This is a genomic window from Nocardia sp. NPDC058633 (assembly GCF_042717045.1).
Classification (GTDB): Bacteria; Actinomycetota; Actinomycetes; order Mycobacteriales; family Mycobacteriaceae; genus Nocardia.
The window spans coordinates 101,214-112,951 of sequence record NZ_JBHXRA010000007.1 but is presented as its reverse complement, the minus strand read 5'-3'; the positions used below and the strand labels follow the sequence as shown (position 1 = coordinate 112,951).

The window sequence follows — 11,738 nt, the reverse complement described above, 5'->3', positions numbered from 1 at the left end:
ACAGGTCAGACGGTTGCGGCGGGCAACTCGCCGGGCGATCGACCCGGCTCCGAATCGCCACGAATCGACTCGCCGCACCCCGAACGCCACCCTCGGGCCGCCTCCAACAACCGGGCACGGACCAGGTCGACGTGCGGTCGCGACGGGGCACCGACTCGACGGGCCAAAAAGCCCGTGTTGATCGGCGGGTCGACCGGATCGAGCAGCGTGACCAGCGTTGCGTCGGCCAGTTCCCGGCCACACAGGTAGTGCGGGAGCACGCTGATTCCGGCTCCGGCACTGACCGCCGCGAGCACGGCGCGCAGATCGCCCACGATCAGCGCCGGCTCGGTTTCGAGGCGGGTGCCGAAGACGTGACGCCAGTAGCGGCGCAGGATCGGCAGATCGGCGGCATAGCTGACCAGCGGGACACCGTCGAGTGCGCTCGGGCCTTCGACGCGCAGCCGACCGATGTCGATGCGCTCGGCGACCGACGGTGCGGCCACGAGCAGGAACTCCTCGTCCACGAGCGGTTCGGCGAGCACGATACGTCCGCGTGGTCGCGAGGTGGCGAAGACCAGATCCAGTGCCCCCGAACGCAAATGCGTCAGCAGATCTTCGGTGAGCCCAGTGGCGACGGTGATCCGTACTCCCTCGGCGACCAACGGGGCGAGGGCGGGCAGAACCTTGGCGGCGAGCATTTCCGCCGGACCGCCGAGCAACACCGGCGGTTCGGGCGGCGCGGCACGATCGGCACTCGCCCCGCTGACCACCGACTCCAGTTCTTCCAGCGGACCGGCGACCCGCGCCGCGAGTTCGTGACCCGCGGCGGTCGGCGTCACCCCGCGCGGCAGTCGTTCGAACAGCGGCCTGCCCAGGTGCCGTTCCAGCGCCTGGATCTGGGTGGTTACGGTGGGCTGCGACAACCCCACCTGGGCCGCGCCCGCGGTGAGTGAGCCGGTGCGGAAGACGGCCAGAAAGGTGCGCAACTGCACCAGATCCATCGACCCATCGGCTGACCTATGTCTCATATAGGCCAGTCTATTGGCCAGGAGATGTCATCGACCCTAGCGTTGAGTCCATGGCAAACATCCTCTTCGTTCTCACCGGCAGCGACCACTGGACACTGGCCGACGGCACCGAACACCCCACCGGGTACTGGGCCGAGGAATTCGCCGCTCCCTACGCCGCCTTCACCGGCGCGGGCCACACCATCACAGTGGCCACCCCGGCCGGGGTGATCCCGACGGTCGACCAGGGCAGCCTGGCCCCCGAGGTCAACGGCGGCCCCGAAGGCGCGGCCGCGGTCGCCGAAATCCTCTCCGGTGCCACCGAATTGCAGAACCCGACACCTCTCGACAAGGTCGACGTGGCCGACTACGACGCCGTCTTCTACCCCGGCGGTCACGGGCCGATGCAGGACCTCGCCGTCGACCCCGTCTCGGGCACCCTCCTCACCGACACCCTCGCCGCGGGCAAGCCCCTCGGCATCGTCTGCCACGCCCCCGCGGCCCTGCTCGCCACCGCCGAATCCGGCACCTCCCCCTTCGCGGGCTACCGCCTCACCGGGTTCAGCAATGCCGAGGAAACCCAGGCGGGCTTCGCCGACAAGGCGAAGTGGCTGCTCCAGGATCGTTTGATCGCCCTCGGCGCCGACTACCGCGAAGGCGACGCGTGGGCTCCCCACATCGAGGTCGATCGCAATCTCTACACCGGCCAGAACCCCGCCTCGTCTGCCCCGTTGGCCACGGAAATGCTCACCGCCCTCTGACCTCGCGGATCGCCGTTGTCGGACCGGCGAGATCGGGCCGTCGGTCCCCGTCAGCCGATCACCGTGGTGAGTTCGGCGAGTTCGGCCGCGAGATTGGCGCGAGCGATCGCCTCGTAGCGGTCGTGGGCGAGCTCGGTGCGGAACAGGCGGGGTTGGTCGGCCAGGTTGCGCAGTACCGACGCGCGACCCGCCCGGAAAAGGTCGTCGGGGACGTGGGCGTATTCGGCGCGGATCGCGGCGGTGTAGGCGGCGTATTCCTCCGGTGTGCCACCGAGCACGACAAGGTCGGCGTCACAGAGGACCGCGCCGTTCGCGTCGCCCGGCTGCGGCTTGTGCCCACGGGTCAGCACGACCAGCCGCACCACTTCTTCGACCAATTCCGGTGCGGCACCGAGCGATTCGAGAATATCGCGACCCAGATCCGCGCTGCGCTCCTCGTTGTCGGCCCGGGCGACGGCGTAGATCGCGTCGTGGAAGAACGCCGCGTATCGCACGGCATCGATATCATCTGCGGCATCGGCCAATTCGTCGATCGCCGCGAGCATCACCGCCAGGTGGGTGCCGGTGTGATAGCGCCGGTGCGGTTCGTCGTAGCGCCCCACCACACCGGCACCGATTTGTTCGGCCTCGACCCCTGCCAACGCGATCCACCGGTCCATCAGGTTCTGTGACGCACTCATACAACAAGTTTCGTCGTCGGCACCGACACCCACAACCCCCGATACTTACTGTCGCGCACCCCGAACGGGCCGGGCGACCAGCTTCGTACCGCGCAGGAGCCACACCGCCGGGACCAGACAGCACAGCAGCGCGAACAGGCTCGCTTCCGGACCGAACGTCCCACCGGTGAGCACGTCCGGTCCGGACAGGACGGTGCGCAGCAGGCCGGGTTCGCCGTGCGCGCCGGAAACCGCGGTGCCGAACACGCCGGATTCGGTGAAGTTCCAGGCGAAATGCAGGCCTATCGGCAGCCACAACGATCGCGTGACGGCGTAGGCGATGGCCAGCAGCGCGCCGCCTTCGACCGCGATGGCCGCGGTGCCCCACAGCGTGGCGTTGGGGTTGAGCAAGTGCGTCAGACCGAAGAGCAGTGACGAGACCGCGATCGCGATGATGGCGCCGGTTCGCTCCTCCAGAATGCGGTACACCACGCCACGGAACAGCAACTCCTCGGTGACCGCCACCGAAGCCATGGAGCCGGCCACGCCCAGACAAGCCCAGAACGAGCCACTGGCGACGTCGACGTCGGTGAAGAGGGCCGCGAGCAGAATCGTCGCGAGGAATGCCCCAGCGCCGACGAGTGCACCACGCCCGAGCCCGCTCCACCGCCCGGCGGCGGCCAGTTCCGTGACCTCCGCCCGGTTCTCGACATGCCGGGAAAGCCACGTGTAGGCGAAGATCGCCCCGGCGGCCGCGCCGATCCCGATGGCGAAACGCAGCACAGGCACGCCCGAGACGAGCGCGTCCAGCCCCCGTGCGGCGATCAGCAACACGACAGTACCGACGAGCAGAATCGGCATCCGGAATCGACGGAGCGGTGCCTTCCGCTCGGTAAGGATGGTCATTGAAGTCCTCTCGCCGTTCGTGCGGTACGGGCGAGACTACGAACGAGCCGTGCCGAGCCACATCACTCTGTGGGTGAGTTGCGCACCAGTACTCGAGAGGGACCCTGTCCGGAACCATTGTCAGCGCTCGGGGCGCCCGCTAGCGTGGGGCGATGGTTTCCTCGGCTCCTCTGATTTCGTTCGCGGGGTTGGCTTTTCTGCTGGTCATCGTGCCCGGGCCCAGCGTCTTGTTCACCATCGGACGGGCACTCACCGTGGGGCGGCGCGCGGCACTGCTGACTGTGCTCGGCAATGCGGTCGGGGTGTACGGGCAGGTTGTCGCCGTGGCTTTCGGGTTGGGCGCGGTGGTGGCCGCGTCGGCGGCGGTGTTCACGGCGATCAAGCTCGTCGGCGCCGCCTATCTGGTCTATCTGGGCGTGCAAGCCTTTCGGCATCGTGGCGCGCTGCAGACGGCTTTTCATGCCGAACAGGACGTGAATTCGCACAGTCCGGCGGCGGCGTTGCGCGACGGTTTCGTAGTCGGGGCCGCGAACCCGAAAACGATCGTCTTCCTGGCCGCGCTGCTGCCACAGTTCGTGGACACCACGCGTGGTGCTGTGCCACAGCAGATGCTGATCCTCGGGCTCTGCATCCCGGTGTTCGGGCTGATCTTCGACTCGCTGTGGGCGCTCGCGGCAGGGTCGGCACGGTCCTGGTTCGCGCGGTCACCGCGCCGGCTCGCCGCCGTCGGCGGTACCAGTGGCCTGGTGATGATCGGGCTCGGCACGTCACTGGCGTTCACCGGCCGCAAAGACTGAACTACGACCATCAGGAGATGTCCGATGAAGAGGTTGCTGCTCACCGGCGCTGTGGCGCTGATGTCTTCGATGCTGGTACCCACCGCCGCCCAGGCCGAACCGAGCCCCGGTGCCACCTACGTCGCGCTCGGTGATTCCGGAGCGGCTACGACGGGCGTGGTCGATCTCGACGTCACCGCTCCGCTGCGGTGCGTCCGATCCACCTCCAACGCGCCCGAACTGGTCGCCGAGCGACTCGGGCTGACGCTGGACGACCGGACCTGCAGCTCGGCGAAGATCCCCGATCTGTACAACCCGCAGGGCGCGGGAATCGCCCCGCAGTTCGACGGGCTCGGTCCCGCCACCGAGATCGTCACGCTGCACATGGGCGCCAACGATGCCGACATGACCGAGTTCATCCTCGGCCACTGCCATGCGGGCGCGGTCAGCGGTGGCTGTGCCGCCGCCGCGGATCCGGAGTGGGACAACAGGATAGACGCGATCGCGCCCGCCTACGCCGCGGCGCTGGCCGACATCGCCCGGCGGGCTCCGAACGCCACCGTCTTCGTCGACGGCTGGCCCACCTACCTCACGAACACCAGCTGCCCGGCCATGCTCGGCCTGCTCCCCGCCGACGCCGCCTACATCCAGTCCAAGTTCGAACGCCTCAACACCGTGGTAGCTCGCGCGGCCGCCGACCACGGCGCCGTGTACATCGATACCGTCGCCGCCTCACGCGAATTCGGTATGTGCGCGGACCCGGCAGTTCGCTGGTTCGACCCGATCCTGGCCGATCAGACCCTGCTCCCCTATCACCCGACCCTCGCCGGGCAGCGCGGTGTCGCGGACCTGATCGTCGCCGCCGTCGTATCGAGCGGTGCCCTCACCCGCTGACCTGCTGAGCGGCGGTCACAGGTGATGCGGGAAAGACCGTAATTGCGATCGGCGGAGCGGGACGCGGCGTCGACCTGTCGCCGGCAAACCCCGGTGCGGCTCAGAGCTTGTCGCCCTCGGCGGTGAGTTCGCGGACGAGCAGGGCGGTGTGCAGCGAAGTGCGGGATTCGCCGTCGTCGAGGTCGACGGCGAGAATTCGTTCGATCCGGGCGAGCCGGTCGTAGAGAGTCGGTCGGCTGATAGCGAGCGCCTTGGCCAGCTCGGTCTTGTTGCCCGCCAGGTCGAGGAAGCGGCGCAGTGTGCCGGTGAGGTCGGCGCCATGTCGAATGTCGTAGCGCAACAGCGCGCTGAGCTCGGTTTCGGCGAAACTCTGCACGCGGGGTTCGTCGCGGATCAGCGACAGCAGCCCGCGCAGGCGAATATCGGCGCTGCGGAAGTAGATTCGCGTGGCCGCACCGCGCATCGAGAGTGCCACCGCGGCCACGGCCGCCGCGTGCGCGAGCTGGCGGGAGGTGTCGAGCAGCGACGCGGAGTCGGCACCGACGCCGACGACCGCCCGATCGACACCGCCCACCCGGCGCACCTCGGTGAGCACCGCCGCGCACACCGTTGTCAGCGTGTCCTCGACGACACCACCCTGTGGGACCGCGACGATCATCGCGACCCGCTCGACACCGTCCACCCCCGCCGCAGCACCACCCCGCGCGGCAGTCGCCGGGCGCTCGGTGCCGGGCGAATCCCCCGTGAACGACGCACTACGCCGCCCGATCGGCCGGTGCTCGATCGCGCTCAATGCCGACACCCCCGCCAACCCGAGCCCGTGGGACACCGCCTCGAGCAGGGCGGCACTGCGCCGCTGGCGAGCGACCGGGTCCGGCTCGGCCGTCACCGCGATCTCGACGGCCGTCGGCACGTATCTGGCCCGCCGGGACAGCCCGAGCGCCGACGCCCGGGCCTGGGCATCGCGTTCGTCGGTGACGCGGCCTTCGACCAGATCGTCGATGAGCCCGGTCTGGGCCTGCCGGTGCAGCCCGAAGCGGTCCTTGTCGATCATCCGGTGCAGGGTGAGGGTCTGCGCGGCGCGTTCGAGAACCATGCTGGCGCGAGGGGTCTGCACCCGGTCCGAGCGCAGGATCAGCCTGCCCCAGCGCTGGGTGTGCGGGCCGACCTCGACGATTCCGGGCCCGGCGAGCAGCATCCGGGAAACAGATTCCCAATTATCCAGCAGCGCAGCCGAACTGGTCTTCCGTGCGGCGGCGGCCAGCACCCGGTGTGCCAGGTCCTCCAGCACCACCGAGGCGTCGAGCATGCTCGCGGCGGTCTCCACGATCTCGGTCAACGCGGCGCGGCGCACACTGAGCTCGGTGAAGGTCTCGTGCACGGTGCGCGCGAACTCGAGCTCGGCGTACTGATCGGCGACGATGGCGCGGTGCACCGCCTCGGTGATCTCCACGAAGCGCGTCACCCGGTGCAGCACGATCACCGGCAGGCCCAGTTCGGTGGCCGTGGCGGCGACGGCTGGGCCCAGCTCGCTGACATAGCTGCCGAGTTCGACCACCAGCCCGGCGACCCCGGCGGCGGCCAGTGATCGCAGGTAGGTGATCCTGGCCTGCTCCGGCGCGGCGAGCGCCTGGCCGGTCGTCAGGATCAGCTCCGAACCCACGAGGAGGTCGGCGACGGCGGCCTGGTCGCTGACGTGCACCCATCGCACCGGTCGGTCGAGGTTCGCGGCACAGATGACCTCGGGTTGTCCGGCCCGCACCACCGGCGTCGCGAGCACATCGGCCACCGTCAACAGCACCTACGAATCGTAATATGAAACCCGGAAACGCGGACAGATCGTCGGCCTGTTCGAGGCTGCGGATAAGACAGGGTGGAAGCACCACACCCCCGGCGAAACGAGGCTTTCATGCAGTCCATCGGCCATTGGATCGACGGCAAATCGGTCAGCGGCACCAGCGAGACCACGACGCCGGTGACCAATCCCGCCACCGGCGTCGTCACCGGGGAGCTGGCGCTGGCGAATGTCGCCGATACCCGCGCCGCGATCGACGCCGCGACGGTGGCCTTCGCCGCCTGGCGCGACACCTCGCTCGCGCGGCGCACCCAGGTGTTGTTCCGCTTCCGCGAACTACTGTCCGAGCGGAAGACGGAGCTGGCCGCGGTGATCACCGCCGAACACGGCAAGGTGGCCGCCGACGCGCTCGGCGAGGTGACTCGGGGGCTCGAGGTCGTCGAATTCGCCTGTGGCATCCCGTCTCTGCTCAAGGGCGGGTTCACCGAGAACGCCTCGACCGAGGTCGACATCTACTCGATCCGGCAGCCGCTGGGCCCGGTCGCGATCATCGCACCGTTCAATTTCCCCGCCATGGTGCCGATGTGGTTCTTCCCCCTCGCCATCGGCGCGGGCAACACGGTGGTGCTCAAGCCGAGCGAGAAGGATCCGTCGGCGGCGCTGTGGCTGGCGCGGCTGTGGCAGGAGGCGGGGCTGCCCGACGGCGTGTTCAATGTCGTGCAGGGCGACAAGATCGCCGTCGACGAACTCCTGGACAACCCGGAGATCAAGGCGGTGTCGTTCGTCGGCTCGACCCCGATCGCCAAGTACGTGTACCAGCGCGGCACCGTGGCGGGCAAGCGCGTGCAGGCGCTCGGCGGCGCGAAGAACCACATGGTGGTGCTGCCCGACGCCGATCTGGACCTGGCCGCCGATGCCGCCGTGAATGCCGGTTTCGGATCGGCGGGCGAGCGGTGCATGGCGATCAGCGTGGTCGTCGCGGTGGGCGCGGTGGCCGACGAACTGGTCACCAAGATCAGCGAGCGGGCCGCGAGCATCGTCACCGGTGACGGCACCAGCGGCGCCGAGATGGGCCCGCTGATCACCCGCGCCCACCGCGACCGCGTAGCCGATTACATCGACGCCGGCGAAACCGCCGGTGCCCGTGTGGTTCTCGACGGCCGCGACCTCACCGTCGACGGCGCGCCGGACGGATTCTGGCTCGGCCCGACGATTCTCGACGGGGTCACCCCCACCATGAGCGTCTACACCGACGAGATCTTCGGCCCGGTGCTGTCTGTCGTGCGGGTCGACACCTACGAGCAGGCGGTGGCGCTGATCAATGCGAACCGTTACGGCAACGGCACCGCCATCTTCACCAACGACGGCGGCGCGGGACGCCGGTTCCAGCACGAGGTGGAGGTGGGTATGGTCGGCATCAACGTCCCGATCCCGGTGCCGATGGCCTACTTCAGTTTCGGCGGCTGGAAGAACTCCCTGTTCGGCGATTCACACGCGCACGGCACCGACGGCGTGCACTTCTTCACCCGCACCAAGGCGGTCACCAGCCGCTGGCTCGACCCCAGCCACGGCGGGCTGGAACTCGGCTTCCCGCAGAACAAGTAGATTCTGGAGACTTGCCATGACGCTTTCCGACGCGGCCGCTCGCGCCTATGAACTCGATCGCCGCCATGTCTTCCATTCCTGGTCTGCGCAAGCGACTCTCACGCCGACGGTACTCACCGCCGCCGAGGGGTGCTATGTGTGGGACGGCGAGGGCAATCGCCTGCTCGACTTCTCCTCGATGATGGTGAACACCAATATCGGCCACCAGCATCCGAAGGTCGTCGCCGCGATCCAGCAGCAGGCGGCCACGCTCTGCACTGTCGCACCCTCGTTCGTCAACGACGCGCGCTCGGAAGCGGCCCGCCTGATCAGCGAACGCACGCCGGGCGACCTCGACATGATCTTCTTCACCAACGGCGGCGCCGACGCGGTCGAGCACGCCGTCCGAATGGCGCGGCTACACACCGGCCGCTACAAGGTGCTCTCGCGCTACCGCTCCTACCACGGCGGTACCGAGACCGCGGTGAACCTCACCGGCGACCCGCGCCGCTGGCCCAACGACCACGGCAATACCGGCACCGTGCACTTCTTCGGCCCCTTCCTGTACCGCTCGGAGTTCCATGCCACCGACGAGCAGCAGGAGACCGAGCGCGCATTGGCGCATCTGGAACGCACCATCGAGATGGAGGGTCCGGCCACCATCGCCGCGATCATCCTGGAGCCGGTGCCGGGCACCGCGGGCATCATGGTGCCGACCCCGGAGTACCTGCGCGGGGTGCGGGCACTGTGCGACAAGCACGGCATCGTGTTCATCGCCGACGAGGTGATGGCCGGCTTCGGCCGGACCGGACGGTGGTTCGCCATCGACAACTTCGATGTCGTGCCCGACCTGATCACCTTCGCCAAGGGCGTGAACTCCGGCTATGTCCCGCTCGGCGGTGTGGCGATCAACGCGGCCATCGCGGCGACCTTCGCCACCCGGCCCTACCCCGGCGGGCTCACCTACTCGGGCCATCCCCTCGCCACCGCCGCCGCGGTCGCGACGATCAACGTGATGACCGAGGAGCGCATCGTCGAGAACGCCGCCGACATCGGCGCGAAGGTGATCGGCCCCGGCCTTCGTGAACTGGCACAACGGCATCCGAGCATCGGCGAAGTCCGCGGGCTCGGCGTCTTCTGGGCCGTGGAGTTGGTCCGCGACCGGGCCACGCGCGAACCCCTGGCACCCTACGGCGGCACCAGCCCCGCGATGAACGAACTCGTCGCCGCGTGCCGCACGGGCGGGCTGCTGCCGTTCGTCAACTTCAATCGGTTGCATGTGGTGCCGCCGTGCGTGATCACCGAGGCCGAGGCCAAGGAGGGGCTGACCATCCTCGATCACGCACTGAACGTCGCCGACGCACACACCGTCGACGCGTGATCTCGGTCCGAATTCGCGGAAAGTCCTGACACGAGTAGATCTTCCGATCGCGGCCCGCGCGGAATGCGCGTGGGCCGCGAGGCGTTGTCCAGGAGCGTGACCGATATCGCAGTACTGTCCGATGAGTTGAGAACGTACCTGGACGAGGAGAAGGTCTACGCGACCGTCGCCACGGTGGGGCCCGACGGGCATCCGCATCTGACCGTGGTCTGGATCAAACGCGACGGCGACGAACTGCTGTTCTCCACCACGGTCTCCCGGCAGCAGGCCAAGAACCTGGTGCGCGACCCGCGCATCACCGTGATGGTGAACCCGCCGGAACGGCCGTTCCTGTACGCCGAGATCCGCGGACAGGCTTCCACCACACCGGATCCCGAACGAGCACTGCCGGACGAGATGTCGCTCAAATACACCGGCAAGCCGTATCGCGAATTCAACCCGGCATCGGTGCACGACGCGGAACGCGTCGTCATCCGGATCACCCCGACCAAGGTCACCGGGGGCCTTTGATTCGCGGGCCCGGCGGAGTCAGCTCCGCTGGGCCTCTTCTTGCGCGTGCTGCGCCTGCACCAGCTGTTGCGGGGTGAACCGCAGCGTCAGCGCGACGAGGGCGGCGAGCACCGCCAAGATCGCACACACGAACAGGACCAGGGTGTAGCCGCTGTTCAGTGCGTCGATCTGGGTCGGCGACATGTCCGCGGCGCGGCCGTCGGTGCCGCCGAGCGAGAGGGTGCGCGACGCGGCGATCGGGCTCAGCAGGCCGATCGCGATCGGCGTCGCCAGGTTCATGAACATCTGGCCGACCGCGGCCAGCGGGCCGATATTGGACTGCGGCACGTCGACGAGGACGCACAGCGGCGCCAGCACCATCGCGACACCGACGCCGAAACCGATCACCACCAGCAAGGCCAGCAGGGTCGGCAGGTACTGCACGTGCCGGTCCAGCGTCGAGCCGAACAGCAGCCCCACGGCCAGCACGACCGAGGCCGAGGCGAGCAACCAGCGCGGCGCGAACACCAGCGCCAGCTTCGACGCCACCGCACCGCCGCAACCGATGCCGACGGTGAACGGGATCGAGGCGATACCGGCCTGTAGTGGGCTGTAACCGAGCACGTTCTGCAGCAGCTGGGCGACGAAGAACGTCATCGCGCCCAGCACCGCACCGGCCAGGAAGATCAGGGCGAAGGTGGCGACCCGGTCGCGGCTGTCGAACAGCGACCACGGCAGCAACGGATCTGCCTCGCGGCGTTCGGTGATCACGAAGATCACCAGCAGCGCGAACCCGCCGATCAGCGAGGCGAGGATGACCGGGCTGGTCCAACCCATCGCCGGGCCCTCGGTGGCGCCGAACACGATCGTCGCGCAGGCCACGGTGCCCAGGATCGCGCCTTTGATGTCGAGCGGTGTGCGGTGGTGCTCGGTGTCGGCGAGTTTGTAGACCGCGCCCGCCACGATGAGCGCGCCGATCGGCACATTGATCAGGAAGATCCAGCGCCACGAGAGCTCGGTGAGCGCGCCGCCGACCACGAGACCACCGACCGAACCGATCCCGGCCATCGAACCGACGATCGCGATGGCTTGATTGCGCGCGGGTCCCGGCGCGAAGGTGGTCGCGACCAGCGCGAAGGCCGTCGGCGCCGCGATCGCCGCCCCGGCGCCCTGGAAGGCGCGCGAGATCAGCAGCATCGCCTCACCGGTGGCCAGACCGCAGGCCAGCGACGCCGCCGTGAACACCCCGACGCCGATGATCAGCATCCGCTTGCGCCCGAACGCGTCGCCGAGCCTGCCGCCGAGCAGCATCAATCCGGCGAAGGTCAGGCCGTAGGCGGTCACCGTCCAGGCACTGCCCGAACTGGACAGCCCCATCTCCTCCTGCAGGCGAGGCAGCGCGAAGATCACGACGGTGCCGTCGAGCACGACCATGAACTGCAGGCCGCTCAGTACGAGGATGGCGAGACCGAAGGCCCGCCCCGTCACCGGATACTGCATCGTC

General features: G+C 68.7%; 11 protein-coding genes. 6 read left to right on the top strand and 5 right to left on the bottom strand.

The annotated features are described in order from the left end of the window. Nucleotides 1-5: 5 nt before the first annotated feature. Nucleotides 6-1,010: a LysR family transcriptional regulator gene (locus tag ACFWUR_RS11040; RefSeq protein ID WP_378905360.1), complete on the bottom strand. Its 1,005-nt coding sequence runs from the start codon at nt 1,008-1,010 to the stop codon at nt 6-8. A gap of 50 nt (nt 1,011-1,060) precedes the next feature. Here ACFWUR_RS11040 and ACFWUR_RS11035 point away from each other — a divergent pair, with 50 nt between their 5' ends. Next, nucleotides 1,061-1,750 (top strand): type 1 glutamine amidotransferase domain-containing protein, encoded by a 690-nt coding sequence (locus ACFWUR_RS11035; protein ID WP_378905357.1) that lies wholly within the window; start codon nt 1,061-1,063, stop codon nt 1,748-1,750. 50 nt (nt 1,751-1,800) lie between these two features. Here ACFWUR_RS11035 and ACFWUR_RS11030 read toward each other — a convergent pair whose 3' ends face one another. After that, entirely contained in the window at nt 1,801-2,430 is a 630-nt protein-coding gene (locus tag ACFWUR_RS11030) for a metal-dependent phosphohydrolase (protein WP_378905354.1), read from the bottom strand. Between the two features lie 45 nt (nt 2,431-2,475). Continuing rightward, nucleotides 2,476-3,315 (bottom strand): CPBP family intramembrane glutamic endopeptidase, encoded by an 840-nt coding sequence (locus ACFWUR_RS11025; protein WP_378905351.1) that lies wholly within the window; start codon nt 3,313-3,315, stop codon nt 2,476-2,478. 152 nt (nt 3,316-3,467) lie between these two features. Here ACFWUR_RS11025 and ACFWUR_RS11020 point away from each other — a divergent pair, with 152 nt between their 5' ends. Both ACFWUR_RS11020 and ACFWUR_RS11015 read left to right on the top strand, forming a co-directional pair. Then, nucleotides 3,468-4,112, top strand: a complete 645-nt coding sequence (locus tag ACFWUR_RS11020; protein WP_378905348.1) for a LysE family translocator — start codon at nt 3,468-3,470, stop codon at nt 4,110-4,112. Nucleotides 4,113-4,136: 24 nt separating this feature from the next. Then, on the top strand, nt 4,137-4,985 hold the full coding sequence (locus ACFWUR_RS11015) for an SGNH/GDSL hydrolase family protein (RefSeq protein ID WP_378905345.1): 849 nt from the start codon (nt 4,137-4,139) through the stop codon (nt 4,983-4,985). A 100-nt stretch (nt 4,986-5,085) separates the two neighbouring features. Here ACFWUR_RS11015 and ACFWUR_RS11010 read toward each other — a convergent pair whose 3' ends face one another. Next, on the bottom strand, nt 5,086-6,786 hold the full coding sequence (locus ACFWUR_RS11010) for a PucR family transcriptional regulator (protein WP_378905342.1): 1,701 nt from the start codon (nt 6,784-6,786) through the stop codon (nt 5,086-5,088). 108 nt (nt 6,787-6,894) lie between these two features. On the opposite strand from ACFWUR_RS11010, the gene ACFWUR_RS11005 reads away from it, so the two are divergent. From ACFWUR_RS11005 to ACFWUR_RS10995, 3 genes are all read left to right on the top strand, one after another. Further along, nucleotides 6,895-8,385 carry a CoA-acylating methylmalonate-semialdehyde dehydrogenase gene (locus tag ACFWUR_RS11005; protein WP_378905339.1) on the top strand — a complete coding sequence of 497 codons (1,491 nt, stop codon included), beginning with the start codon at nt 6,895-6,897 and terminating at the stop codon, nt 8,383-8,385. A gap of 16 nt (nt 8,386-8,401) precedes the next feature. Continuing rightward, the gene (locus ACFWUR_RS11000) at nt 8,402-9,745 is read left to right on the top strand and encodes an aspartate aminotransferase family protein (RefSeq protein WP_378905336.1); all 1,344 of its coding nucleotides are present in this window, start codon (nt 8,402-8,404) and stop codon (nt 9,743-9,745) included. 126 nt (nt 9,746-9,871) lie between these two features. Next, a complete protein-coding gene (locus ACFWUR_RS10995; RefSeq protein WP_378905333.1) occupies nt 9,872-10,255 on the top strand; it encodes a PPOX class F420-dependent oxidoreductase in 384 nt (127 codons plus the stop codon). A gap of 18 nt (nt 10,256-10,273) precedes the next feature. On the opposite strand, the gene ACFWUR_RS10990 is transcribed toward ACFWUR_RS10995, so the two are convergent. After that, complete coding sequence (locus ACFWUR_RS10990) at nt 10,274-11,734, bottom strand: MFS transporter (RefSeq protein ID WP_378905789.1); 1,461 nt, start codon at nt 11,732-11,734, stop codon at nt 10,274-10,276. Nucleotides 11,735-11,738 lie beyond the last annotated feature (4 nt).